This is a genomic window from Herbaspirillum sp. AP02, assembly GCF_015767275.1.
Lineage (GTDB): Bacteria > Pseudomonadota > Gammaproteobacteria > Burkholderiales > Burkholderiaceae_D > Herbaspirillum.
Genome location: NZ_JADWMY010000001.1, coordinates 870,237 through 896,155, shown reverse-complemented (window position 1 = coordinate 896,155; position 25,919 = coordinate 870,237). Strand labels below are relative to the sequence as shown.

24 protein-coding genes are annotated in these 25,919 nt (G+C 64.2%); 13 read left to right on the top strand and 11 right to left on the bottom strand.

Features of this window, described 5'->3' with window-relative positions; all coding sequences use genetic code 11:
- Positions 1–11 precede the first annotated feature (11 nt).
- The 8 genes from I5R65_RS04035 (at position 12) to I5R65_RS04000 (ending at position 8,498) form a co-directional block, all read left to right on the top strand.
- Positions 12–1,865 carry a dipeptide ABC transporter ATP-binding protein gene (locus I5R65_RS04035; RefSeq protein ID WP_180667573.1) on the top strand — a complete coding sequence of 618 codons (1,854 nt, stop codon included), beginning with the start codon at positions 12–14 and terminating at the stop codon, positions 1,863–1,865.
- Between the two features lie 90 nt (positions 1,866–1,955).
- Positions 1,956–3,527, top strand: coding sequence for a glutathione ABC transporter substrate-binding protein GsiB (gene gsiB / locus I5R65_RS04030; protein ID WP_180667574.1), 1,572 nt, complete (start codon positions 1,956–1,958; stop codon positions 3,525–3,527).
- Positions 3,528–3,656: 129 nt separating this feature from the next.
- Complete coding sequence (gene gsiC, locus I5R65_RS04025) at positions 3,657–4,577, top strand: glutathione ABC transporter permease GsiC (protein WP_180667576.1); 921 nt, start codon at positions 3,657–3,659, stop codon at positions 4,575–4,577.
- 8 nt (positions 4,578–4,585) lie between these two features.
- The gene (gene gsiD / locus I5R65_RS04020; protein WP_231395046.1) at positions 4,586–5,530 is read left to right on the top strand and encodes a glutathione ABC transporter permease GsiD; all 945 of its coding nucleotides are present in this window, start codon (positions 4,586–4,588) and stop codon (positions 5,528–5,530) included.
- A 35-nt stretch (positions 5,531–5,565) separates the two neighbouring features.
- The gene (locus I5R65_RS04015) at positions 5,566–6,594 is read left to right on the top strand and encodes a P1 family peptidase (RefSeq protein WP_180667578.1); all 1,029 of its coding nucleotides are present in this window, start codon (positions 5,566–5,568) and stop codon (positions 6,592–6,594) included.
- A 24-nt stretch (positions 6,595–6,618) separates the two neighbouring features.
- Positions 6,619–7,464, top strand: coding sequence for a M55 family metallopeptidase (locus tag I5R65_RS04010; protein ID WP_180667579.1), 846 nt, complete (start codon positions 6,619–6,621; stop codon positions 7,462–7,464).
- A gap of 84 nt (positions 7,465–7,548) precedes the next feature.
- Positions 7,549–8,022, top strand: a complete 474-nt coding sequence (locus I5R65_RS04005) for an antitoxin Xre/MbcA/ParS toxin-binding domain-containing protein (RefSeq protein ID WP_180667581.1) — start codon at positions 7,549–7,551, stop codon at positions 8,020–8,022.
- A complete protein-coding gene (locus tag I5R65_RS04000) occupies positions 8,019–8,498 on the top strand; it encodes an RES family NAD+ phosphorylase (RefSeq protein WP_180667583.1) in 480 nt (159 codons plus the stop codon). Before I5R65_RS04005 ends, I5R65_RS04000 begins: the two co-directional genes overlap by 4 nt.
- Positions 8,499–8,524: 26 nt before the next feature.
- On the opposite strand, the gene I5R65_RS03995 is transcribed toward I5R65_RS04000, so the two are convergent.
- The 8 genes from I5R65_RS03995 to I5R65_RS03960 all read right to left on the bottom strand — a co-directional run bounded on the left by I5R65_RS03995 (position 8,525) and on the right by I5R65_RS03960 (position 17,420).
- Positions 8,525–9,418: a ketopantoate reductase family protein gene (locus I5R65_RS03995; protein WP_180667585.1), complete on the bottom strand. Its 894-nt coding sequence runs from the start codon at positions 9,416–9,418 to the stop codon at positions 8,525–8,527.
- Between the two features lie 84 nt (positions 9,419–9,502).
- Positions 9,503–10,303, bottom strand: a complete 801-nt coding sequence (locus I5R65_RS03990) for a GntR family transcriptional regulator (RefSeq protein WP_180667586.1) — start codon at positions 10,301–10,303, stop codon at positions 9,503–9,505.
- Positions 10,304–10,316: 13 nt separating this feature from the next.
- A complete protein-coding gene (locus I5R65_RS03985) occupies positions 10,317–11,936 on the bottom strand; it encodes a gamma-glutamyltransferase family protein (protein ID WP_180667587.1) in 1,620 nt (539 codons plus the stop codon).
- Between the two features lie 33 nt (positions 11,937–11,969).
- The gene (locus tag I5R65_RS03980; RefSeq protein WP_180667588.1) at positions 11,970–12,917 is read right to left on the bottom strand and encodes an ABC transporter ATP-binding protein; all 948 of its coding nucleotides are present in this window, start codon (positions 12,915–12,917) and stop codon (positions 11,970–11,972) included.
- Positions 12,918–12,933: 16 nt separating this feature from the next.
- Positions 12,934–13,893, bottom strand: coding sequence for an ABC transporter ATP-binding protein (locus I5R65_RS03975; protein ID WP_180667590.1), 960 nt, complete (start codon positions 13,891–13,893; stop codon positions 12,934–12,936).
- Between the two features lie 44 nt (positions 13,894–13,937).
- Positions 13,938–14,819 (bottom strand): ABC transporter permease, encoded by an 882-nt coding sequence (locus tag I5R65_RS03970; protein ID WP_180667592.1) that lies wholly within the window; start codon positions 14,817–14,819, stop codon positions 13,938–13,940.
- A 97-nt stretch (positions 14,820–14,916) separates the two neighbouring features.
- Positions 14,917–15,855 (bottom strand): ABC transporter permease, encoded by a 939-nt coding sequence (locus I5R65_RS03965; RefSeq protein WP_180667593.1) that lies wholly within the window; start codon positions 15,853–15,855, stop codon positions 14,917–14,919.
- 65 nt (positions 15,856–15,920) lie between these two features.
- Positions 15,921–17,420 carry an ABC transporter substrate-binding protein gene (locus I5R65_RS03960; RefSeq protein ID WP_077238505.1) on the bottom strand — a complete coding sequence of 500 codons (1,500 nt, stop codon included), beginning with the start codon at positions 17,418–17,420 and terminating at the stop codon, positions 15,921–15,923.
- Positions 17,421–17,859: 439 nt separating this feature from the next.
- Here I5R65_RS03960 and I5R65_RS03955 point away from each other — a divergent pair, with 439 nt between their 5' ends.
- Both I5R65_RS03955 and I5R65_RS03950 read left to right on the top strand, forming a co-directional pair.
- On the top strand, positions 17,860–18,321 hold the full coding sequence (locus I5R65_RS03955) for a MarR family winged helix-turn-helix transcriptional regulator (RefSeq protein ID WP_006463580.1): 462 nt from the start codon (positions 17,860–17,862) through the stop codon (positions 18,319–18,321).
- Positions 18,322–18,656: 335 nt separating this feature from the next.
- A complete protein-coding gene (locus I5R65_RS03950; protein ID WP_180667595.1) occupies positions 18,657–19,679 on the top strand; it encodes an alpha/beta hydrolase in 1,023 nt (340 codons plus the stop codon).
- Between the two features lie 138 nt (positions 19,680–19,817).
- On the opposite strand, the gene I5R65_RS03945 is transcribed toward I5R65_RS03950, so the two are convergent.
- Complete coding sequence (locus tag I5R65_RS03945) at positions 19,818–20,486, bottom strand: alpha/beta hydrolase (RefSeq protein WP_180667597.1); 669 nt, start codon at positions 20,484–20,486, stop codon at positions 19,818–19,820.
- Positions 20,487–20,691: 205 nt separating this feature from the next.
- On the opposite strand from I5R65_RS03945, the gene I5R65_RS03940 reads away from it, so the two are divergent.
- Complete coding sequence (locus I5R65_RS03940) at positions 20,692–21,354, top strand: hypothetical protein (RefSeq protein ID WP_180667599.1); 663 nt, start codon at positions 20,692–20,694, stop codon at positions 21,352–21,354.
- A 3-nt stretch (positions 21,355–21,357) separates the two neighbouring features.
- On the opposite strand, the gene mog is transcribed toward I5R65_RS03940, so the two are convergent.
- Both mog and yjgA read right to left on the bottom strand, forming a co-directional pair.
- Positions 21,358–21,984: a molybdopterin adenylyltransferase gene (mog, locus tag I5R65_RS03935; RefSeq protein ID WP_180667601.1), complete on the bottom strand. Its 627-nt coding sequence runs from the start codon at positions 21,982–21,984 to the stop codon at positions 21,358–21,360.
- Positions 21,974–22,576 carry a ribosome biogenesis factor YjgA gene (yjgA, locus tag I5R65_RS03930; RefSeq protein ID WP_180667602.1) on the bottom strand — a complete coding sequence of 201 codons (603 nt, stop codon included), beginning with the start codon at positions 22,574–22,576 and terminating at the stop codon, positions 21,974–21,976. Before yjgA ends, mog begins: the two co-directional genes overlap by 11 nt.
- Before the next feature lie 75 nt (positions 22,577–22,651).
- Here yjgA and pmbA point away from each other — a divergent pair, with 75 nt between their 5' ends.
- Both pmbA and I5R65_RS03920 read left to right on the top strand, forming a co-directional pair.
- Positions 22,652–24,016, top strand: coding sequence for a metalloprotease PmbA (gene pmbA / locus I5R65_RS03925; RefSeq protein WP_180667604.1), 1,365 nt, complete (start codon positions 22,652–22,654; stop codon positions 24,014–24,016).
- Positions 24,017–24,254: 238 nt separating this feature from the next.
- Positions 24,255–25,853: an MDR family MFS transporter gene (locus I5R65_RS03920; protein ID WP_006463572.1), complete on the top strand. Its 1,599-nt coding sequence runs from the start codon at positions 24,255–24,257 to the stop codon at positions 25,851–25,853.
- Positions 25,854–25,919 lie beyond the last annotated feature (66 nt).

Below are 25,919 nucleotides of genomic sequence, written 5' to 3'. Positions count from 1 at the left end.
AGAGAATCAAGATGCAACAGTCACAACGCGTGCTCGATGTCAGCCACCTCAACGTCCGCTTCGCCACTTCCGAGCGGACGGTGGATGCGGTGCGCGACCTGTCCTTCCATGTGGACCAGGGCGAGACCCTGGCCATCGTGGGCGAATCGGGTTCGGGCAAGTCGGTGTCCTCGCTGGCGATCATGCGCCTGATCGAACACGGTGGCGGCAAGATCGTCGGCGGCAGCATGCAGTTCCTGCGCCGCAGCGGCCAGAGGCTTGATCTGGCCCAGGCCGACAATGCCACCATGCGCGGCATCCGGGGCGCCGAGATCGCCATGATCTTCCAGGAACCGATGACCTCGCTGAACCCGGTCTTCACCGTCGGTGAACAGATCGCCGAATCGATCCGCCTGCACCAGGGCATGAGCCGCGCCGCCGCCCAGGCCGAGGCGCTGCGCATGCTGGAGATGGTGCGGATCCCCGAGGCCAGGCGCGTGCTGGGCCGCCATCCGCACCAGTTGTCGGGCGGCATGCGGCAACGCGTGATGATCGCCATGGCCTTGTCCTGCAAGCCTTCGCTGTTGATCGCCGACGAACCGACCACGGCCCTGGACGTGACCATCCAGGCGCAGATCCTGCAGCTGATCCGCTCCCTGCAGGAAGAGATGCACATGGGCGTGATCTTCATCACCCACGACATGGGTGTGGTGGCCGAAGTGGCCGACCGCGTGGTGGTCATGTGCCGTGGCGAGAAGGTGGAAGAAAACGCCGTCGAGCCGCTCTTCGCCGCGCCCAGCCATCCCTATACCCGTTCCCTGCTGGCCGCCGTGCCGCGCCTGGGCTCCATGCGCGGTACCGATATGCCGCTGCGTTTCGGTATCGCGCCACAGGCCGAGGTGCGCCCCGACCTGATCGCCAGCGAGCTGCAGACCCAGCAGGAGATCGCCGCCCAGCGCCAGCCCATCCTCAAGGTGCGCGACCTGACCACCCGCTTCGATGTGAAGAGCGGCATCTTCGGTCGCGTCAAGCAGCGTGTGCATGCGGTGGAAAAGGTCAGCTTCGACCTGTTTGCCGGCGAGACCCTGGCCATCGTCGGTGAATCCGGCTGTGGCAAGTCCACCACCGGTCGCTCGCTGTTGCGCCTGGTCGATATCTCCGGTGGCCGCGTCGAATTCGGTGGCCGCGACCTGGCGCAATTGCCGCGCACCGAGCTGCGCCAGTTGCGGCGCGATATCCAGTTCATCTTCCAGGATCCGTTCGCGTCCCTCGATCCGCGCATGACGGTCGGTTACTCCATCATGGAGCCGATGTTGGTGCACGGCATGAAGGAGGGCGCCCAGGAACGCGTGGATGCACTGCTGACCCGCGTGGGCCTCACGCCGGAACATGGGCAGCGCTATCCGCATGAATTCTCGGGCGGTCAGCGCCAGCGCATCTGCATCGCCCGCGCCCTGGCCCTGAACCCCAAGATCGTCATCGCTGACGAATCGGTGTCGGCGCTGGACGTGTCGATCCAGGCCCAGATCGTCAACCTGATGCTGGACCTGCAGGCCGAGCTGGGCATCTCCTTCATCTTCATCTCGCATGACATGGCCGTGGTGGAGCGCATCAGCCACCGGGTGGCGGTGATGTACCTGGGCCAGATCGTGGAGATCGGCCCGCGTCGCGCGATCTTCGAGAATCCGCAGCATCCCTACACGCGCAAGCTGATGGCGGCCGTGCCGGTGGCCGATCCGACCTTGCGCCAGCCGGGCAAGAAACTGCTGACCGATGAAATTCCCAGCCCGATCCGGCTGGTGGGCGATGAGCCCAAGGTGGAGCCATTGAAGGAAGTGGCTCCCGGGCACTTCGTGGCCCAGCACCGTATTGCCGGCGCTTTCTGAGCGCGGGCGGGTTTCCATGTTGTAAATGCTTCAGTGCAGTAATCCCCACTACGTCGTACCAACCTCGCTTTACTGATCAGGAGAGACTACATGACTACCACAGCAGCCCGGAAGGGAATGAAGATTGCCAAATGGCTCGCCGTCGGCGCCCTGGGCACCACCCTGCAATTTGCAGCGACGCATGCGTTCGCGGCCAAGACCGTGACGCTGGCGGTGTATTCCACCTTCACCACGCTGGACCCCTACGACGCCAACGACACGCTCTCGCTGTCCATGGCCAAGTCCTTCTACCAGGGCCTGTTCGGTTTCGACAAGGACATGAAGCTCATTCCGGTGCTGGCCGAAGGCTACCTGGTGAGCAAGGACGGTCTGGAATACACCATCCGCCTCAAGCAGGGCGTGAAGTTCCAGGACGGTACCGTGTTCAAGGCCGACGCCGTGAAGGCCGTGTTCGACCGCGTCACCAACCCGGACAACAAGTTGAAGCGCTACAACCTCTTCAACCGTATCGCCAAGACCGAAATCCTGAATGACTACACCGTCAAGATCGTGCTCAAGGAGCCGTTCTCGGCCTTCATCAACGTGCTGGCCCACCCGTCGGCGGTGATGATTTCGCCGGCTGCGCTGAAGCAGTACGGCAACAAGGACATCGCCTTCCACCCGGTCGGCACCGGTCCCTTCAAGTTCGTCGAGTGGAAGCAGACCGACTACGTCAAGGTCGAGAAATTCGATGGTTACTGGAAGCCGGGCTACCCCAAGGTTGACGAGATCATCTGGAAGCCGGTGGTCGACAACAACGCCCGCTCGGCCATGATGCAGACCGGCGAGGCGCAATTCACCTATCCGCTGCCCTACGAGCAGGCCGATCTGTTGAAGAGCAAGTCCAACCTGGATGTGGTGGCTGCACCGTCCATCATCCAGCGTTACATGTCGATGAATACCAAGCAGAAGCCCTTCGACAACCCGAAGGTGCGCGAAGCCATCAACTACGCCATCAACAAGCAGGCACTGGTGAAGGTAGCCTTCAACGGCTATGCCTCGCCGATGGAAGGCGTGGTACCGCAGGGCGTGGACTATGCCTTCAAGACCGGTCCCTGGCCCTATGACGTGAAGAAGGCCAAGGCCCTGCTGGCCGAAGCCGGTTATCCAAATGGTTTCGAGACCGAACTGTGGTCGGCCTACACGCACAGCACGGCACTGAAGATCATCCAGTTCCTGCAGCAGCAACTGGCGCAGGTCGGCATCAAGGCCAAGATCCAGGCCCTGGAGTCCGGCCAGCGCGTGGAACGCGTGGAAAGCTGGCAAGATCCGGCCACCGCGCCGGTGCGTCTGCTCTACATCGGCTGGTCGTCCTCGACCGGTGAAGCCGACTGGGCACTGCGTCCGCTGCTGGCTTCCGAAGCCATGCCGCCGCGCCTGTACAACACCGCCTACTACAAGAACGACAAGGTCGACGCCGACATCGCCAAGGCCCTGACCCTGACCGATCGCAAGGAAAAGGAAGCCCTGTACAAGGATGCCCAGCAGGAAATCTGGAAGGATGCACCGTGGGCCTTCCTGGTGACCGAAAAGCTGCTGTACGCGCGCAACAAGAACCTCAAGGGCGTCTATGTGATGCCTGACCAGGCGATTGAATTCGAGAACATCGAACTGACGAAGTAAGCAGGCAGCACCAAGCGGCGGCGCAGCAGGAGCGCGCCGCCGCTTGCATTCTTCGATGGACGCCTGGTCCATCGCGCAACAAGAAGGGTCCGATCCATCGGCGACGAGCGGCCTTATTCAGAGAGCATCATGTTTTCCTTTGTCATCAAACGCCTGTTAGGCCTGATTCCCACGCTGCTGCTGGTGGCGGTCCTGGTATTCCTGTTCGTGCACTTGTTGCCGGGCGATCCGGCACGCCTGGCGGCCGGCCCCGAAGCCGACGACAAGACGGTTGCGCTGGTGCGCGCCGACCTCGGCCTGGACAAGCCCTTGCCCGAGCAGTTCGTGAATTTCTTCGTCAATGCCGCCAAGGGCGACTTCGGCACCTCCATCCGCAGCAAGCGCCCGGTTTCCGAAGAGATCGGCGCGCGCTTCTGGCCGACGCTGTGGCTGACCATCGTGGCCATGATCTGGGCCGTGATCTTCGGCCTGGTCATCGGCATTTCCTCGGCGGTATGGCGCAACAAGTGGCCGGATCGCTTGGGCATGACGCTGGCGGTATCCGGCATTTCCTTCCCGGCCTTCTCGCTGGGCATCCTGCTGATGCAGGTGTTCTCGGTGGAACTGGGCTGGCTGCCCACCGTGGGCGACGACACCTGGCGCCACTACATCCTGCCCTCGATCACGCTGGGCGCAGCGGTGGCGGCGGTGATGGCGCGCTTTACCCGCTCCTCCTTCATCGAGATCCTGCAGGAAGACTTCGTCCGCACCGCCCGCGCCAAGGGCCTGACCGAGACGGTGGTGGTCATCAAGCACTGCCTGCGCAATGCCTTGATTCCGGTGGTGACCATGATGGGCCTGCAGTTCGGCTTCCTGCTGGGTGGCTCGATCCTGGTCGAGGTGGTCTTCAACTGGCCGGGCATGGGACGCCTGCTGGTGGACGCGGTCGAAATGCGTGACTACCCCATCATCCAGGCCGAGATCCTGTTGTTCTCGCTGGAATTCATTTTCATCAACCTGGTGGTGGACGTGCTGTATGCCGTGATCAACCCCAGCATCCGTTTCAAGTGAGGGGAATCATGTCGCTCTCCAATTCGCCTCTGGCAAGCACCTCCGAAACCGGCGCGCCCCTGTCGCCGCCCGATCCCGCCGCGGTCACGGCCTCCGGCCAGAAGATCCGCACTCCGTGGCGCGAATTCTGGCGCAAGTTCAAGAAGCAGCGCCTGGCTGTCTATGCCGGCGTGTTCATCCTGCTGCTGATCCTGGTCGCCATCCTGGCGCCCTGGATCGTGCCGTTCGATGCCGAGAACTTCTTCGACTACGATGCGCTGAACTCGCCACCGACCTGGACCCACTGGTTCGGCGTCGACTCGCTGGGTCGCGACATCTTCAGCCGCATCCTGATGGGCGCACGCATCTCGCTGGCCTCGGGTTTCTTCTCGGTGGCCATCGGTGCCGTGATCGGTACCGTCTTCGGCCTGCTGGCCGGCTACTACGAGGGCTGGTGGGACCGCATCACCATGCGCATCTGCGACGTGCTGTTCGCCTTCCCCGGCATCCTGCTGGCCATCGGCATCGTCGCCATCCTGGGGGGCGGCATGATCAACGTCATCATCTCGGTGTCGGTGTTCAGCATCCCGGCCTTTGCCCGCCTGGTGCGCGGCAATACCCTGCAATTGAAGAACCTGACCTATATCGAGGCTACCCGCAGCATCGGTGCGTCCGATACCACCATCATGTGGAAGCACATCTTCCCCGGCACCATCTCGGCCATCGTGGTGTATTTCACCATGCGCATCGGCACCTCCATCATCACCGCCGCAGGGCTATCCTTCCTCGGCCTGGGTGCGCAATCGCCCACGCCGGAGTGGGGCCTGATGTTGAACGAAGCCCGCGCCGACATGGTGACCTCGCCGCACGTGGCGCTGGTGCCCAGCATCGCCATCTTCCTCACCGTGCTGGCTTTCAACCTGCTGGGCGATGGCCTGCGTGACGCGCTCGATCCCAAGATCGATCAGCGTTGATGGCGCTGGGCCTGCCGCTTGTGACGAGGTCGCCTATGTCGCCCCTGCCGCACATTGGCCGGCTTGCTGCTGGCCCACGTAACAGCATCACCGACGTGGCCGGGGTGACCGTCGGTCATTGCACCCTCGATGACGGCCCGGTGCAGACCGGCGTGACCGTGATTGCGCCGCATGGTGGCAACCTGTTCACCCACCGCTTGCCGGCGGCCGCGGCGGTCATCAACGGCTTCGGCAAGAGTGCCGGACTGGTGCAACTGGAAGAACTGGGCCTGCTGGAGACGCCGATTGCGCTGTCCAATACCTTCGCCGTCGGCACGCTGCTCAACGCCCAGATCGCCCACACCCTGCGCGCCAACCCGCAATGCGGGCGCAGCCTGCCCACGGTCAATCCGTTGGTGCTGGAATGCAATGACGGTTATCTCAACGACCTGCAGGCGATGGCAGTGCAGCCGGCGCATTTCGATGCGGCCCTGCAGGCAGTTTCATCTGAGGTGGCACAAGGTTCGGTGGGCGCCGGGCGCGGCATGTCCAGCTTCGGCCTGAAGGGCGGGATCGGGACGGCTTCCCGCCTGGCGGCGGTCGGCACGGCCGGGCAGGGCTTCACCGTGGGAGCACTGGTGCTGTCCAACTTCGGTCGCCTGTCCGAGCTGATCCTGGCCGGCGATCTGCTGGGTGCGCGCCTGGCCGCCGCAGAGCCGCCGGATGCCGCCCCCGAGAAGGGCTCCATCATCATCCTCCTGGCCACCGATGCGCCGCTGGATGCGCGTCAGTTGAAGCGCCTGGCCGTACGGGCCGGCGCCGGGCTGGCGCGTACCGGATCGGCCTATGGGCACGGCAGCGGCGACATCGCCCTGGCGTTTTCGACCGCGCAGCAGATCGAGGCCGAGGCCGAGTGCGTGCACCTGGCGCTGCTGGCCGATCATCTGCTGGATCCGCTGTTCCATGCCGCTGCCGACAGCGTGGAGCAGGCCATCGTCCATGCGCTCTTTGCCGCCGAGACCGTGTACGGGCGCGACGGCCATGTGCGCGTCAGCCTGCGCGAGCGGCTGGCGGCATTGAACTGAACGACTTACCGTAGCGAGATTTTCATGACTGGCAAACGCGCCAACATTCTGCTTTCCGTCGATATCGAAGGTATCGCCGGGGTTTTCCACGTCGAGCAGACCCGTGCCGGCAACGGCGAATATGAACGCGCCCGGCGCTGGATGACCGAAGAAGCCAACGCCGTCATCCGCGGCGCCCTGGCGGCCGGCGCCACCGGCATCAAGGTCAACGATTCCCATGGCGGCTTCCGCAATCTGCTGCCCGACCTGCTGCATCCTCAGGCCCGCATGGTGCTGGGCAAGCCACGCGTGCTGGGCATGATGGGTGGCGTGGACCAGGAGATCGATGCCGTGATGCTGGTGGGTTACCACTCACGCGCCCAGGGACGCGGCATCCTCGCGCACACCACCAACAGCTTTGCCTTTGCCCGGGTCTGGCTGGGCGGGCAGGAGATGGGCGAGGCCGGTCTCTATGGTGCACTGGCCGCCGAGCACGGCGTACCGGTCATCTTCGGTAGCGGCGACGATGCCTTCATCGAGGAAAACCAGCCTCTGTATCCCCACGCGGTCTTTGCCGAGACCAAGAAGGCCTATGGCGCCAACAGCGGTGATTCGCTGACCCCTCAACAATCTTGCGTGTTGCTGGAGGAGCGCGCCCGGCAGGCGGTGGCCAGCCTGCTGGCGCAACCGGCATCGATGCCGGTACTGCCCCTGCACGGACCGCTGCGGTGTCGCCTGCAGGTGCAGTCCGTGGCGCTGGCCGACCTGTTCAGCCAGTTGCCCATCCTGGAGCGCAGCGACAACGTCACCGTGGAGTTCGATGCCCCCACGGCGGAATATGCGGTGCGCGTGCTCAACAGTTTGTCGGCGATGTCGGCCATGCTGCGCTAGACTTTCTCATTTGGTAGTTTGTTGACTCTCATTTGGGAAGGTTCTAAGATGAGAGAGTGAAACTGACCAAATGAGAGGTTGACTATGGCAACACGATCCGCCGCCGTCCATGCATCCGCTTCCGCGAAAGTGACGCATGGCCTGGGTGCCAGGCCGCATGATTTCGAACGTTTCGCCAGCATGGACCCGATCAGCCAGGGTCGGACTATCCGCGATGGCATGGAGGCCATCATCGCCGAGCGCGTTGCCAAGGAACTGTTGCAGGTTCCCCTGCAGACGCTGCTGGCCGGGCTGGGCCTGCCAAGTTCGACCATTCTGCGCAAGATTTCACGCAAGGAACGCCTCTCGGGGCCTGAATCGGACCGCATCGCACGCGTGCTCTACGTCCGCGAACAGGCAGCCGATGTCTTCGAGGATGAAGCGCTGGCGGCGGAGTGGATGTGTCGTCCCAATGCCACCCTGGGCGGCATGACGCCGCTGGAGGTACTCGATACGCAGCCGGGCTATGACCGGGTCCGCGATATCCTGAGCCGTATCGCCTTCGGGGTGGCGGCTTGAGTGTCACCCGTGTTTACCGGCTCGCCAAGGAAAAACCGGGGGATTATGCGGCCGATGATCTTTCCGGCAATGGCGCGGCCTTGAGTGGCGGTCGCTGGAATCCACGTGGCCTGCGGGTGCTCTATACCTGCTGCAGTGCTTCAACGGCGCTGCTGCAATCCCTGGTCCACATGGCCGGACTGATGCCACGCGCCAACTTCTACCTGATCGTGCTGGAGTTGCCACAGGCCGAGGTGCGCAAGGCCTATGTTCCGGAGCTGCCACCGGACTGGTCCGACATCACCCGCGATCCGGCCAGCACGACGGCCATCGGGAAGCACTGGATCGAGCAGGGGAAGCAGCTTGTCATGAAGGTGCCATCGGTGGTCAGTCCCACTGATTTCAACCTCCTGCTCAATCCCCTGCATCCGCAGATGGCCGGTGTCAGGGTCGTGGAAAAGCAGCTCTTCCAGTTCGACGCCCGGCTATTCGGCTGAAATCTTGCTCCTGGTTTCCCTCGTGGTCACTTCACCTTGCTCTCGATCAGCTTGACCAGCGCATGCACGGTCAGGTTGACCGGTGTGGACAGCCCATGGGTCTGGCCGCGCTGGACGATGAAGCCGTTGAGATGGTCGATTTCGCTGGGCTTGCCGCGTGCCAGGTCCTGCGCGGTCGAGGAGAACTGGGAGGGCATGGTCTCGATGATCTTGCGTACGGCGGTGTCGACGTCGCCGGCCAGGGTCACGCCTTCGGCAGCGGCCACGGCCTTGCATTCGGCCACCAGGTGGGCCATCACCTCCGGCACGCCCACGCCTTCCACCAGCTTGCCGTAGGGTAGTTGCGTGATGGCGGAGAGGGCGTTGTAGGCGCAGTTGATGATCAGCTTCAGCCACAGGGCGCCACGCACGTTGTCGGAAATCTCGGTAGGCACGCCGGCGGCGATCAGGGCATCGGCCGCTGCACGGCTGCGGGCAGCCGGTTCGATCACCAGTTCGCCGCGTCCGTGGTGCTTGACGTGGCCGGGGCCGGCCATTTCGGTAGCGACGTAGACCACCGCCGCCGACACCGGTTGCGGGATCACGGTGCGCAGACGCTCGGCATTGTCGGTACCGTTCTGCAGCGTCAGCACCAGTGTGTCGGCACCCAGGTAGGGACGCAGCTGCGCGCCGGCAGTTTCGGTATCGGGGGACTTGACGCAGAACAGCACCAGCTCGGCACCGGCGACAATGGCGGGATCAGTGCTGGCCTTGACGGGGATGGTCTCATCGAAGGTCTTGGCTTCCAGCCGCAGGCCACGGGTATTGAAGGCCTCCACGTGCTGGGGGCGGCCCACCAGGACCACTTCATGTCCGGCGCGTGCCAGCATCCCGGCGAAATAACAGCCCACTGCTCCCGCGCCCATCACTGCAACTTTCATGCGTGTCTCCCCGCTCGGTAGATTGATGACGAAGCGGAAAGCCTAACACAGCGCCGTCGTCTTTTCAGGCAGGGGCAGCAGTGGTCAGAACGAACGCCGCACCCGCACCGATACATAGGCCGGTGGTTTGGTGGTGGCAGTCGCCCGGGCGCTGTGCAGGCGGTGCAGGGTGATCTGATTGACCTCGGCATGGCTGCCGTCGATGTGATCTCCCATCAGTCGTTGCGCCGCATCGCCATCGCCGGCAGCGATGCAGTCGAGGATGGCGGCATGTTCTTCGTAGGTCGAGTGCAGGCAATCGCCATAGAGGAAATCCAGGCGGCGCACGATGCGGATGCGGTCAGTGAGGCGGTCGAAGGTATCGGCCATCTCCTGATTGCCGGCTGCGCGTACCAGGGTCTGGTGGAACACTTCATCGAGCTGCGCGGCCTTGGGTCCATCCAGTTCGCGGGCCTGCTGCGGCACGCACCAGGAGGCGCGCAGGCCGGCCAGCACGCTCTGGTCGCCGGCCTGGGCGCACAGGCGGTGCACGGCGTGGGTCTCGATGAGCTTGCGCATTTCATAGAGGTCGGAAAAGCGCTTGAAATCGATCGGCACGATCTCCCAGCCACCGCGCACGTAGCCCTGCATCAGGCCATCGTTCTGCAGGCGCTGCAGGGCTTGCCGTACCGGCGTACGGGAGACCTTGAAGTAGGCGGCGATTTCGGTCTCGGTGATCTGGTCGCCGGGCAGCAGCCGCATGTCGAAGATGTCCTGCCGTAGCTGGGCATAGACATACTCGGGCAGGGAGCCGCTGCGCACCAGGGCATCGTCGCCGTCGGGCTCGGCCACGTCGATGGCCTCGGCCGACAGCGGCATGGGGGAGGGGGCAGCCACGCTCTTCACGATGGTCGCATCCTCACCAGGCCGCCACGCAGCCATCGGTACGCGGTTCGGTACCGCCGCACAGGACGCCTTCGTCATTGCGCCAGATGATCTGGCCACGGCCGAAGCCCAACTGGTTGCCCGACCAAGAAACCTCGTGACCAAGCCCGCCCAGGCCGCGGAACAGGTGTTCGGCGGTGCTGTGTTCGATGGAGACCTTGTTGCCCTTTTCCCATTCCCAGCGCGGCGCGTCCAGCGATGCCTGCGGGTTGAGGCCGAAGTCCACCGTGTTCATCACCATCTGCACGTGGCCCTGGGGCTGCATGAAGCCGCCCATCACGCCGAAGGGGCCGACCGCCTGGCCGTTGCGCGTCATGAAGCCGGGGATGATGGTGTGATACGGGCGCTTGCCCGGCGCCAGCACGTTGGGATGGCCGGCTTCCAGGGTGAAGTTGTTGCCTCGGTTGTGCAGGGCGATGCCGGTACCCGGCACGACCAGGCCGGAGCCAAAGCCCATGTAGTTGCTCTGGATGAAGGACACCATGTTGCCCTCGGCGTCGGCGGTGCACAGGTAGACCGTGCCACCGCGTGACGGGTCGCCGGCCACCGGCAGGGTGGCGCGTTCGCCGATGAGTTTGCGGCGCTCGTCGGCATAGGCGTCGGAGAGCAACTGCTCCACCGTCACCTTCATGTGGGCCGGGTCGGCGATGTGCGCCAGGCCATCGGCGTAGGCCAGCTTGATGGCTTCGATCTGGCGGTGGTAGGTGGCCAGGGTGTCGCGCTCGGAGAAGTCGTAGGTCTTCAGCAGGTTCAGCGCCATCAGGGCCACCATGCCGTGGCCATTGGGCGGGATTTCCCAGACGTCGTAGCCGCGATAGTTCACGCCGATGGGGTCCACCCATTCCGGCTGGAAGGCGGCCAGGTCGGAGGCTTGCATGTAGCCGCCGGCTTGCTGGATGAAGGCGGCGATCCGGCCAGCCAGTTCACCGCGATAGAAACCTTCGGCGCCGTCCTCGGCGATGGATTGCAGGGTTGCGGCATGGCCGGCGGAGCGCCATAGCTGGCCGGCTTGCGGCGCCTTGCCATCGATGCAGAAGGTGTCGAACCAGGACTGGAAATGGGCGTCCTTGAATTCGCGCTGGAAGTTCTGTTGTGCCACCTGCCAGGCGTGCGCCACCATCGGCGAGACCGGGAATCCTTCTTGCGCCAGGGTGATGGCGCCGGCCATCGAATCGGTGAGGGCCAGCTTGCCGAAGCGCTTGGCCATGGCGGCCCAGGCGCTGGGCGTGCCGGGTACCGTCACCGGCAGGGCGCCGTATTTGGGGACTTCCTTCAGGCCGGCGCCGGTGAGCTTGTCGGCCGAGATCGATTGCGGTGCCGGGCCGCTGGCGTTGAGGCCATGCAGCTTGCCGCCATGCCAGACCAGGGCAAAGGCATCGCCGCCGATGCCGTTGGCGGTCGGCTCCACCACCGTCAGCGCGGCGGCCGCGGCGATGGCAGCGTCGATGGCATTGCCGCCACGCTGCAGGACTTCCAGCCCGGCTTGCGCGGCCAGCGGCTGCGAGGTGGCGACCATGCCGCGCCGGGCATAGACGGCGCTGCGGCGCGAGAGGTAGGGATAGTGGTTGCTGCTGAAGTCGGGGAAGGCGGGCATGGCGGTCTCTCGTTCTTGGGTCAGGTTCGTATTTTAGCGATACAGGTGGCAGGCCACGGTATGGGTGGGGCTGAGCTTGATCGGGGTCGGCGCTTCGCGCTGGCAGACATCCATGCAGGACGGGCAGCGTGGATGGAAGTGGCAGCCGGCGGGCGGCGCGGCCGGATTGGGGATGCTTCCCTGCAGTACGATGCGCTGGCGCTGCTCGCGGGGGTGTTCACGCGGGATGGCCGAGAGCAGGGCTTGGGTATAGGGGTGGCTGGGCCGGGCGTAGATGTCTTCGCGCGCGCCCAGCTCCACCATGCGGCCCAGGTACATGACGCCGATGGTGTCGCTCACATGCCGGATCACGGCCAGGTCGTGGGAGACGAAGAGATAGGTCAGTCCCAGTTCCTGCTGCAGTTCACGCAGCAGGTTGAGGATCTGGGCCTGGATCGAGACATCCAGTGCCGAGACGGCTTCGTCGGCCACCACCAGCCTGGGGCGGGTGATGATGGCGCGGGCGATGCCCACGCGCTGCCGCTGACCGCCGGAGAATTCGTGCGGATGGCGCGCCGCATAGGCGGGGTTCAGACCCACCATGTCCAGTGCCTCGGCTACCTTGCGCTTGCGGGTGGCGCGGTCGTGCAGGCCATGCACGATGAGTGGTTCTTCCAGCACTTCACCGATGCTCATGCGCGGGTTCAGCGAGGCGTAGGGGTCCTGGAACACCATCTGCATGTGGCGGCGCATGGCGCGCAAGGCGGCCTCCGGCAGCAGGGTGATTTCCTGGCCCATGAAGCGCACGCTGCCTTCGGTGGGCTCGATCAGGCGCAGCACGCTGCGTCCGGTGGTGGACTTGCCGCAGCCGGACTCGCCGACCAGGCCCAGGGTCTGGCCTTCGGCAATGCTGAAGGAGACGTCGTCAACGGCCTTGACGGTGGTGCTACCGGCGGCGAAATGTTTTTTCAGTCCGTGGACTTCGAGCAGGGGGGGATTCATCGTCATTAGCCTTGCTTCAATGCGGATACCAGCAACGCACATGATGGCCGTCGCCCAGGTCTTCCAGTGGCGGCATTTCCTGGCGGCAGATGTCCTGCGCGCGGGCGCAGCGGGCGGCGAAGCGGCAGCCGCTCTTGACGGTGCCGGGCGGCGGCACGCTGCCGGGAATGGCGTTCAGGGGCGCGCCGGGCGTGGCGTCCAGCGCCGGGCGGGCGCGCATCAGGGCGTGGGTGTAGGGGTGGGCGGGGCGGTCGAAGAGATCCACCACGCTGCTCTGTTCCACCACCTGCCCGGCATACATCACCACCACCCGTTCGCACATCTCGGCCACCACGCCCAGATCGTGGGTGATCAACAGGATGGAGGTCTGCTGCTCGCGCTTGAGGTCGCGCATCAGGTCCAGGATCTGGGCCTGGATGGTGACGTCCAGGGCGGTGGTGGGTTCGTCGCAGATGAGCAGCTTGGGCTTGCACAGCAGCGCCATGGCGATCATCACGCGCTGGCGCATGCCGCCGGAGAGGCTGTGCGGGTATTCGTCCACCAGTTGCGCGGCCCGTGCCAGGCCCACGCGTTCCAGCATGGCCAGCACGCGGGCATCGATCTCCTGGCGCGCCAGGCCGGTGTGGATACGCAGCATCTCGGCCAGTTGTTCGCCGATGCGGTGCAAGGGGTTCAGGGAAGTCATCGGTTCCTGGAAGATCATGGCGATCTCCTTGCCCCGGATGCCGCGCAGTGTTGCATCGTCGGCCTGCAGCAGGTCGCGCCCGTCGAAACGGATCGCCCCCGACAGGCGGGCCTGGCTGGCCATGGGGAACAGGCGCAGGATGGACAGCGCGGTCACGCTCTTGCCGCAGCCCGATTCTCCCAGCAGGCCGACCGTTTCATCGCTGCCCAGCGAGAAGGAGACGCCATCGACCGGCGCCACGCGCCGGCCGTGGCTCAGGAATTCTATTTTCAGATTGTCGATATCCAGCATGGGTATTCCTTGGCGGCTCGCTTGGTGACTCACTTGGTGATTCATCAGCGGCTCAGTTTTGGATCGAAGACTTCGCGGATGCCGTCGCCCAGCAGGTTGAAGCCCAGCACCACCAGGAAGATCGCCAGACCTGGCCACATGGCCAGCATCGGTGTGGTGTTCAGGTAGCCCTGGGCGATGTGCAGCATGGAGCCCCAGCTCGGATCTTCCGGCTTGGCGCCCAGGCCCAGGTAGGACAGACCGGCTTCGGCGATGATCGCGGTGCCCATGGCGAAGGTGGCCTGGATCACCAGCGGTGCCAGCGAATTGGGCAGGATGTAGCGCCACATGATGCGCAGGTGGCCGGCGCCGATGGAGCGGGCGGCCATCACGTAATCCAGGTTGCGGATGGTCATGGCCTGGCCACGCGCCAGGCGCACGAAGGAAGAGGTGAAGCCGATGCCCACGGCCACCATGGCATTGTAGAAGCCGCCACCCAGCGCGGCCGCCAGTGCCAGCGCCAGGATCAGCGAGGGGAAGGCCTGCAGCGCATCGACCACGCGCATGACGATGGCATCGACCGCGCCACGGTAGTAGCCGCTGATGATGCCGATGGGCACGCCCAGGGAAAACGCCAGCCCCACCGAGATCAGCGCCGCCTGCAGCGAGATGCGCGAGCCGAAGAGCATGCGGGTGTAGATGTCGCGGCCGAGGTCGTCGGTGCCCAGCCAGTGTTCGGCGCTGGGGCCGGCCAGCAGGTTGCCGTAGTCCTGGTCGAAGATCGGGTCGTAGTGCGCCAGCAGTGGCGCGGCCAGCGCCAGCACGATCAGCAGCCCGATGATGAGGGCGCCGATCAGCGCCAGCCGGTTGCCGGCGAAGCGGCGCAGCGTGCGCCAGCGCGGCAGTTCCGGCAGGGCCTGGGGGGGCGTGTTGGAGGAGGAATTCATGGTCGGGTCTGGCGGGGTGGGCGGGATTGGCGGCGCATCGGAATCATCGTGCTCATGGTGCTCATCGTGCTCATCGTGCTCATCGTGCTCATCGTGCTCATCGTGAAATACGCGGATCGATCACGCTGTAGAGCAGGTCCACGCCCAGGTTGACGATCACCACCATGACAGTGGCGGCCAGCACGCCGGCCTGCACGGTCACGTAGTCGCGCTGGAAGATGGCGTCCACGATCATCTTGCCCATGCCGGGAATGCCGAAGATGCTCTCGGTGATCACCAGTCCGCCCAGCATGCCCGAGACCATCAGGCCGCTGGCGGTCAGCACCGGAATCATGGCGTTGCGCAGGGCGTGGCCCAGCACCACCTGCCAGTCGCGCAGGCCCTTGGAAAAGGCGGTGCGGATGTAGTCTTCGTTGAGCACTTCCAGCAGGCTGCTGCGCACCATGCGCATGAGGATGGCCGATTCGCGCAGGCCGGTCACCACCATGGGCATGATCATGGCGATCAGGTTGGCGTGCCAGTCCACGCTCAGTGGCACGAAGCCCGAGGCCGGCAGCCAGCCCAGCTTGACCGCAAAGAGGATGATGAACAGCATGCCCAGCCAGAAGTGCGGCACCGACATGCCGAACAGCGCGATCAGGGTGCCGACGGCATTGGCCCAGCCACGCGGTCGTGCGGCCGAGAGGATGCCGGCCGGCACGGCGATGATCACCGCCACCAGGAAGCTGCCGACGGCCAGTTCGATGGTCACCGGCAGGCGTTGCCACAGGGCTTCGGCCACCGGGGTGTTGTCGATGAAGGAGCGGCCCAGGTCGCCATGCAGCACGGCCCACAGCCAACGCCCGTACTGCACCAGCAGCGGATCATCCAGGCCCAGTTTCAGGCGCAGGGCGGCCGCCGCTTCGGGCGTGGCTTCCATGCCGAGGATGGCGGACACCGGATCGCCCGGTAGCACCGCCAGCAGGGAAAACACCACCATGCTTACCAGCAGCAAGGTGGGGAGGGACAGCAAGAGACGCTTGAGCAGCTTGGGCATGGCTTGTTTTCGAAACGACTTGAGACGACTTGAGACGACTTGAGGCGGCCTGCGATGGCGTGCGACTACTTGGACACGGTGGCAGTGCGGATCACGCCGTCGGGCACGTACTGGAAGCCCTTGACCGACTTGGCGATGCCGAACAGCACGTTGTCGTGCACGGTGTAGATGTAGGGTACCTCCTTGACCAGGATGGCCATGGCCTGGTCGTAGAAGCCCTTGCGCTTGGCCTGGTCGCCTTCCACCCGGGCCTGCTGCAGCAGGTCGTCCACTTCCTTGGCGCCGAAGTGGGAATAGTTCAGCGAGCCATTGGTGGTGACGAAGTCATAGATGTTCTGGTCCGGATCGGGACGTCCGCTCCAGCCCACGAAGAGGCCTTCGAAATTGCCGGCCTTGCCGGCCTCGATCTGGGTGGCCAGTTCGGTCTTTTCCAGCGTGACGCTGATGCCGGCGGGACGCAGCATGCCCTGGATCATCTGACCGACCTGCAATTCATCCGGGGTGGTGGGCAGGGTCAGCTTGAAGCTGAAGCCGCCTTCCTTGCCGGCCGCCTTCAGCAGCGCCTTGGCTCGCGCCACATCGACCTTGGGCGGGACGTCGCTGGGACCGTTGGCGAATTGCGCCTTGGAGAAGGGCGAGTGGCCGGCGGCGACGGCGTTGTTGTAGACCACCTTGGCGATGGCGTTGCGGTCGATCAGGATGTCGACGGCTTCGCGCACTTCCTTCTTGTCGAAGGGAGGCTTGCCGGTATTCATGTAGAAGCCACGGAAGCCCAGCGAGGGCTTGTTGAGCACGGTGTAGCTGGCGTTGGCCGGGACGTTGGTGATTTCCTTGTAGGGGAAGCGATTGGTGATGTCCACCTGGCCGCTGCGCAGGTTGTTGAAGGCCACGTTGACGTCCGGCATGATCTTGTAGACCACCTCGTCCACCTTGGGCAGGCCGGCGCGCCAGTAGTCGGGATTCTTCTTCAGGGTGATGGTGGCACCCTTGAGCCGGCCTTCATAGCTGAAGGGGCCGGTACCGACCGGATGGTTGACGTAGTCGTCGCCGTATTTCTTCACGGCCGCCGGCGAGGACATCATGCCGGCCCGGTCGGTGAGGATGGAGAGGAAGGGCGCGAAGGGCGTGGAGAGATCCAGCTTGATGGTGTGCTCGTCCACCACCGTGATCTTGCTGACGTACTTCAGCTCGTTGCGACGCAGGGAGGTCTTTTCCTGGCCGCGCAGCAGGTTGAATTCCACCGCCTTGGCATCGAAGGGCGTGCCGTCCTGGAACTTGACGCCCTTGCGCAAAAAGAGGGTATAGGTCTTCTGGTCCTCCGAGACCGTCCAGCGCTCGGCCAGCATCGGCACGATCTTGCCTTCGCCATCCAGGTCCACCAGCTTGTCGAAGATGCTCTGGTAGACGATGCGTTCATTGAGCATCGAGGACTGGGTCGGATCGAGCTTGCCGGGATCGGCGTCCAGCGAGATGTTCAGGGTCACTGCCAGGGCCGGCAGGGAACAGGCGGCAAGTACCGCCGAGGACATCGTGGACAACAGGAAACGGGAGACGCGCTGGTTCATTCGGTATTCCTTTCATGGGTCATCACGGACTGATCGCAGCCGGCTTGCGGTTCCTTCATGCGACGTCCGGGCAAGACGCCGGAGAGCATGGCACCGACCATCGCCGCAGCTTAGGCGATGGCGATGTTGAAGGCAAGCACGGATACGTCAATGTATACAACGAAGAAGACATGCATGAAGCATGCCATCCCCCGGCCGCTCGGCGCTGACCTGGCCGCTTTCCAACCAGCGAGAATGCCGCCCGCCCTGGCTGGACGGAATGGATCAGGATAGGGCGACCCCATCTCGTACATGGGGCAGCCTGCCCAATGCCGGTGCGCGCATTGCGGAGTGCAGGAGCGGCGCCACAGGGTGTGGCAGGACGGCGCGGCCAATGACGAATAAAAGAGTTTTCATTAAATCGCTTGCTATTTAATTTTGGCCTCGCTAAACTGCGTCCATGAATTCGAAAACAGACAAACGCAAGACGGCCCCGCTACTGGATGCCCAGTTGTGCTTTGCCCTGTATTCGACGTCGCTGTCGATGAGCAAGCTCTATCGCAAGCTCTTGCGCAACATGGGCATCACCTATTCGCAGTATCTGGTGCTGATGGTGTTGTGGGAGCAGGACCAGTTGACGGTCTCCGAGATTGGCGAGCGCCTGGTGCTGGATTCGGCCACGCTCACGCCCTTGCTCAAGCGCATGGAGGCGCAGGGATTGCTGACCCGCGAACGTGCAGCCAGCGATGAGCGCCAGGTGGTCATTTCCCTGACGCCCGAAGGTGATGCGCTGCGCGAGCAGGCCGTGGAGCTCCCCAGGGAAGTGTTGAGGGCGACCGAGTCCACCGCCGCCGAACTGATGGCGATGAAGGAAGAATTGATGGAGCTGCGTGCCCGCTTGCACAAGAATACGGGCGAGTGAGCGAGAGGGATGTAATGGCCATGCCGACGTCCCTTTTTTAAGGCGAAATAAGTAGTGCGCTATATGATAGCGTGGCGAGTTGATTGCATTGGCAGTCTCGGTGGCGATCGATAGTGAGCAAGGTCAATGTCGCTCAGGTTTGCAGGCCGCGCTGTTATACGCAGAGCCAATAGTTTTAATAAGTAGTTTGCTATTTAATAGTGATTTAGTTGTGTGCTTTCCATGCAGTTTTCGACCCTTGGGGTCAGTGTTTCGAAGTAGCTGGTTGTTGTTCCCTTGTTGAAATTTCCCGGTGCAGATGCACCAATCCGACCATAGAGAAAAGGAAGAAGATCATGAAATCGTTCAAGCAACTCGCCGCCGTCGCCGCCATCGGTCTGGTATTCGGCAACGCCTACGCAGCTGGTGGCGCCGGTGTCGAGCCGACCACCCAGTCCTTCCTGCAGGCCCTGGAAGCGGGCGGTGGCAAGCCCCTGGAACAGCTCTCCCCGAAGGATGCGCGTGCCGTGCTGGTGGGGGCGCAAGCCGGCGTGAAGCTGGAATTGCCCAAGGCGGATGTGTCGGAAAAGACCATCACTGCCGACGGCCAGGAAATCAAGCTGACCATCGTGCGTCCGGCCGGTTCGGCCAAGAAGACGCTGCCGGCCTTCATGTTCTTCCACGGCGGTGGCTGGGTGCTGGGCGACTTCCCGACCCACGAACGCCTGGTGCGTGACCTGGTGGCCAACTCCGGTGCCGTGGCCGTCTTCGTGAACTACACTCCGTCGCCGGAAGCCGGTTATGGTGTGGCGATCAACCAGGCCTACGCCGCCACCAAGTGGGTGGCCGCACATGGCAAGGAAATCAACGTCGATGGCAAGCGCCTGGCGGTGGCTGGCAACAGCGTCGGCGGCAACATGGCCGCCGTCGTGGCCCTGATGGCCAAGGACAAGGGTGGCCCCGCACTGCGTTCGGAAGTGCTGATGTGGCCGGTGACCGATGCCAACTTCGAGACCGGTTCCTACAACCAGTTTGCTGATGGCTACTTCCTCACCAAGAACATGATGAAGTGGTTCTGGGACAGCTACACCACCGACGCCGCCAAGCGCAAGGAAATCTACGCTTCGCCGCTCAACGCTTCCCAGGCTGAGTTGAGCGGCCTGCCGCCGACCCTGATCCAGACCGCCGAAAACGACGTGCTGCGTGACGAAGGCGAAGCCTACGGTCGCAAGCTGCAAGCCGCCGGCGTGGCCGTGACCAGCGTGCGCTACAACGGCATGATCCACGACTTCGGCCTGCTGAACGTGCTGGCCAAGGTGCCTGCCGTGCAGACCGCAATGCGTCAGGCTGGCGAGGAACTGAAGTTCCGCCTGAAGTAATCGCCTGACCAGAAGTGCCGGATCGCTGCTTAGGCCGCGGCCAGCTTCAGGCACAACGCCCCCGAACGACAGCGTCGTCCGGGGGCGTTGTGTTTTCCGTCGCCGTCGCGTTCAGCGCGGCATCAGGGGCTCAGGACTTCAGGCCAGGACCTTGGTCAGCCAGGTGCCGATATCGGCCACTTCTTCGCCGCACACCGAATGCTGCATGGGGTAGTCATGCCATTCGACCTTGTGCCCCAGTTGCGTGAGCAGATCGCGTGACTTCACGGCGCGTTCCAGCACCACCACCGGGTCCATGGTGCCGTGCGCCATGAAGATCGGCGTGTCGTGGTTGGCGCCGTGGCGTTCGGCCTCGATGGTGGCTGCCAGCGGCAGGTAGCCAGACAGGCACATCAGGCCGGCCAGTCGCTCCGGATGGCGCAGGCCGGCCTGCAGGGTCATGGCACAGCCTTGCGAGAAACCGGCCAGCACGATGCGCTCGACCGGGATGCCGCGCGCCTTTTCGTTGGCGATCAGCGCTTCGATGGCGGCCTGCGAGGCACGCAGGCCGGGTTCGTCTTCGCGGCGTACCAGGTCGGGGGCGTAGATGTCGTACCAGGCGCGCATCACGTAGCCGCCGTTGATGGTCACCGGCATGGTGGGCGCGGTGGGGAAGATGAAGCGGATCGGCGGGCAGCCGGAGAGGTCCAGCTCGCGCACGATGGGCACGAAGTCCGAACCGTCGGCGCCCAGGCCGTGCAGCCAGATGACGGCGGCGGTGGGGTTGGGGGCGGTTTCGATCTGTATCGTTTCGAGTTGAGCGGCCATGGGCGAGATTTCCTGATTGCTTGTGAGTTGAAGATTGGCGCTTGACGGCCGAGAGCAGGCGGCGGATTTGTGTCTGCCGCCAGGGCGGCGCACAATACGGTGTTGTCCGTCGTCCAGTGTCGCTGCGAGCCAGTCATATTGCGATGGGCTCACATCATACGATGAACACCGCGCAAATGCTGCCGCGCCGAACGAGGATGCTTCCATGAATTGCCGACCATTGATCCGCCATCTGCTGGCCACCTGCGCCGCGTTGCTGATGCTGACCCCCATGCCCAGCCACGCCGAGGCCGAGGGACGGCTGTTCCAGCCCGTGGGCGAAAACCTGATGATCGCGCCGCCGCCAGGTTGGCGGCTGGCCTACATGAATGGCGACCCCGAGGGGGATTACATGGTCGACTTCCTGCCGGCCAACGAGGCGCACGATTCCTGGCGCGAGGGTTATATGGGGGTGCAGCGCCGCAGCTTTCCCGATGCCGGCCTGCTGGCCAACATCCGGGCACGCAATCTGAGCGTGCCGCAGGTGGCCCTGAGCGAGGTGATGCAGGGTGCCCAGCGCAATTGTCCGGGGCGCTTCGTGCCGATGTCGCAGAAGGATGGCAGCACCAACAATATCCCGCTGTCGGTCAGCGGTGGCTTCTGTGACCGCGTCGGTCCCTCGGCCCCCTATGGCGAGGGCACGGTGTTGGCGGTCTATCAGGGCAAGGAGCGGCTGTTCGTGGTGCAGTTCAGCTGGCGGCCGCCGACCGAGAACGCACTGAAGCAATACCCTTACCGGATCAGCCCGGCGGGCCTGCAGCAGTTCCTGGATCTGTTGAATGCGGCCACGCTGTGTGGCGGGCCGGATGAGGGAAAGTGCCCGAACTAGCGCTCAGGCGGGCTTGACCGCCGGCCGGATTGCCGACTTGGGACGGAAGGCCTTGCAGACGGTTTCGTCGGTCTCGACGTACGGGCCGCCGATGAGGTCGATGCAGTAGGGGATGGCGGCGAAGATGCCCGGCACCTTGACCTTGCCATCGGCATCCTTCAGGCCTTCCAGTGTTTCGCGGATGGACTTGGGCTGGCCCGGCAGGTTCAGCACCAGCGCGGCGTGGCGCTCGGTCTCGCGGATCACCGCTACCTGGCGCGAGAGGATGGCCGTCGGCACGAACTGCAGGCTGATCTGCCGCATCTGTTCGCCGAAGCCCGGCATTTCCTTGGTGCCGATGGCCAGCGTGGCTTCGGGCGTGACATCGCGCCGCGAGGGGCCGGTGCCGCCGGTGGTGAGCACCAGGTCACAGGCGCTGACATCGACCAGCTCCATCAGCGTCTGTTCGATCTGGGCCCGTTCGTCCGGGATCAGGCGGGTTTCGATCTGGAACGGGGTGGTCAGCGCGCTGCCCAGCCATTCCTGCAGGGCCGGGATGCCCTGGTCCTGGTAGACCCCACCGGAGGCGCGATCCGAAATCGAGACCAGCCCGACCCGCAGGACCTCGCCCTTGCCGGCTTCAACGCTCATCGTCGTCCTGTTCATCCGCTTCCTCGACCGCCTCGCCCTTGGCCAGGGCGGCCTGGGTCTGCAACTGCTTGAGGATCTGGAAGATTTCGCGGTAGGCCTTGGGTGGCTTGTGCTCGGCCTGCTCCTTGCGGGCATTGCGGATGAGCGTGCGCATGTGCTGCACGTCGACCTCGGGATGGCGGTCCAGCAGTTCGGTCAGCGCCTGGTCGTCGGCCAGCAGCTTTTCGCGGCGGCGTTCGAGGGCGTGCATGGCGGCGGTTTCCGCCTTGGAGGCGCCGTGCCAGCTGTCGATGGTCTTCTGGATGATGGCCAGTTCATCGGCTTCCAGCGTGCGCATTTTCTTGCCTACGTACTGCATCTGGCGGCGTCGGCCTTCGTGGTCCTTGATCTGCTGGCATTCGAGGATGGCGTCACGCACGTCTTCGGGCATGGGGACGCGCTTGACGCGGTCGCGCGGTTCGGCGACCAGGGATTCGCCCAGTTTTTGCAGGGCATCCATCTCGCGCTTGAGTTGGGACTTGGAGGGGCGGTCGTATTCCTGTTCGAATTCGCTGGATTGGAATCCGACAGCACCGCGGTTGGCATTGGGCATATCGTGACTTCGAGAAATAAAGCTTAACGACTGCTATGATAACCGTTTTACCCGCATTTCAGAGAAAACAGGCTCATGAGCGATACCCCATTTACGCACAGTCAGGATCAGTTGAAGCAGTTGGCGCAGGATGTCCTGCGTTATGCCCGTGACAAGGGCGCCTCGGATGCCGCCGTCGATATCAGCGAAGGCAGTGGCCTGTCGGTAGCGGTGCGCAAGGGCAAGATCGAAACCATCGAGCAGAACAAGGACAAGGGCATCGGCGTGACGGTGTTCCTCGGAGAAGGCCGCCAGGTGCGGCGCGGCAACGCCAGCACCTCGGATTTCTCGCAGCAGGCCTTGCAGGAAACGGTGGAAGCGGCCTACAACATCGCCCGCTTTACCTCCATCGATGATTGCGCCGGCCTGCCCGAGGCCGAGATGCTGGAAATGGCACCGCGCGACCTGAAACTGTTTTCGCCGTGGAATATTTCCACTGAAGAAGCTGTGGCATTGGCCCAACGCTGCGAATCGGCAGCCCTGGAGACCGACCCCCGCATCAGCAACAGCGAAGGCGCCGGTGTCTACGTGCAACACTCGCATTTCATCGCGGCCAACAGCCGTGGCTTCATGGGCGGCTACCCGTTCTCGCGCCATACCATCTCGGTGGCGCCGATCGCCGGCAAGGGCGCGGGCATGCAGCGCGACGACTGGTATTCCTCCAAGCGCGATCCGAAGCTGCTGGCCAAGCCTGAAGCCATCGGCCGCTATGCCGCCGAGCGCGCGCTGGCGCGCCTGAATGCGCGCAAGCTGAGCACCCGCAAGTGCCCGGTGCTGTTCGAGGCACCGCTGGCGGCCGGTTTGCTGGGCGCCTTCGTACAGGCGGTCTCGGGCGGTGCGCTGTACCGCAAGTCGACCTTCCTGCTGGATTCGCTGGGCCAGCAGGTCTTCCCCGAGCACATCCAGATCCTGGAAGATCCGCACGTGATCGGCGCCGTCGGCTCCGCCCCCTTCGATGAAGAAGGCGTGCGCACCGTCAAGCGCGAGGTGGTCAAGGATGGCGTGGTGCAGGGCTATTTCCTGTCCACCTATTCGGCCCGCAAGCTGGGTATGCAGACCACCGGCAACTCCGGTGGATCGCACAACCTGACGCTGCGCTCGGGTCTGACCACCAAGGCCGATACCTTCAAGGGCATGTTGAAGAAGATGGGCAGCGGCCTGCTGGTGACCGAACTGATGGGGCAGGGCGTGAACTACGTCACCGGCGATTATTCGCGTGGCGCCTCCGGTTACTGGGTCGAGAATGGCGTGATCCAGTACCCGGTGGAGGAGATCACCATCGCCGGCAACATGAAGGAGATGCTGCGCCAGATCGTCGCCGTGGGGAATGACACGCTGGTGCGCGGGACCAAGGAGACCGGTTCCATCCTGCTGGAAAACATGACCATCGCTGGCGACTGAGTCCGGTGCAGGCCGCAGCGTCCTCCGGGGCGTTGCGGCGCCACAGCTGCAGCCGCCCTGACCGCGCCAGGCCCGGGACGACATCCACCTCCGGCATGGCGATCTGCCAGGCCGTTCAGGTGGCTGGCCGGGCGATCTGAGGCCACGCCATAGCGAGGGCGCCGGCAAGCCGCCCGCTGCGGCGCTAGAATGGCGGATTGGCGCACTTGCGCAACTTCCGGATTGCATCCCTCGCCATATGGCCCAACACACCGCCGCCGCCCATTCCAGCGGCCAAGTCCTGCCGTTCCGCGAATCCTTGCTGGCCACGCTCGGCATCTGCTTCGTCATCATGCTGGTCGCCCTGGACCAGACCATTGTCGGTACCGCGCTGCCCACCATCGTGGCTGAACTCAAGGGCTTCGAGCTCTACGCCTGGGTAGCTACGGCCTACCTGCTGACCTCGGTGATCACCGTGCCCATCTTCGGGCGGCTGGGCGATTACTTCGGTCGCAAGCCCTTCGTGATTGCTTCCATTGTCGTCTTCGTCGGTGCCTCGGCACTGTGCGGCATGGCCGACAGCATGCTGTTCCTGGTGCTGGCGCGCGGCCTGCAGGGCATCGGTGGGGGCATGCTGGTGGGGACCTGCTTCGCGTCCATCGCCGACCTGTTTCCCGATCCGCGCGTGCGGCTGCGCTGGCAGATCATCCTGTCGGCCTCGTTCGGCATTGCTACCGCCGTGGGGCCATCGCTGGGCGGTTTTCTCACGCAGGGGCTGGGCTGGCGCTGGGTGTTCTATTGCAACCTGCCCATCGGCGTGATCTCGTTGTTCTTCGTCTGGCGCTTCGTGCCGCATATCCGGCACATGCAGCATGCCGGCAAGATGCGGCTGGACTGGCCGGGCGCATTGCTGATCTCGTTGTCGCTGGGTAGCCTGCAATTGCTGGTGGAACTGCTGCCCAAGCGCGGCATCACCGGCGGCATGCTGGCCCTGCTGCTGCTCTCGGTGGCAGCCTTCTATGCCTTGTGGAAGTGGGAGCAGCGCGCCGCGCAACCCATCCTGCCTTTCGAGATGCTGCGCGACCGGGCGCTGGCCAGCCTGTTCCTGTTGTCGGTGCTGGCCGGCTTTGCCATGTTCTCGCTACTGATGTATGCGCCCTTGCTATTCCAGGGCGGTTTCGGCCTGAGCCCGCGGGAAGCGGGGCTGCTGATCACGCCGCTGGTGGCCTGCATCACCGTGGCCAGCATCGTCAACGGTCGCATCATCACCCGCATCCCCAACCCCAACCTGATGATGAACCTGGGCTTCGCCCTGATCGCCGCCGCTTGCCTGGGGGTGGTGCTGTGCGACCGCAATACCGGCAACGGCTTCCTGCTGGCGGTGATGCTGGCCGGCGGTTTCGGGCTGGGGCTGGTCTTGCCCAACCTGACGGTGTTCGCCCAGCAGGCTGCGGCCCGCGAGCACCTGGGTATTGCCACCGCCTTGCTGCAGTCCCTGCGCATGATCGGCGGGATGCTGGGGACCGCCATCACCGGCACGCTGGTCAGCCAGATGTATGGTGCCGGCGTGCAGAAGGCGCTGGAGGGCGATCATGCCGCCCAATGGCTCAAGGATTTCAGCGACCCGGAAGTGCTGGTCAACCACGACATCCAGTCGGTGCTGCTGGCCCAGCTGATGCAGGCCGGCCACAATGGCTCGGCCTTGCTGGATGCGGCCCGTGACGCGCTGGTCGGGGCCATCCATATGGGCATCGCCATTGCCATCGTGGCCGCGCTGGTGGGCTTGTGGATGGTGCGGCGGGTGCCACCGATCCGCTTCGATCAGGACAAGAAAGTGGAGCCTGTCATGTCGGAGTGATCCTCCCGGCGAAATGAACAACGGACTGCAATGTGAGTTGCAGTCCGTTTTTTCTTGCCCATCCAG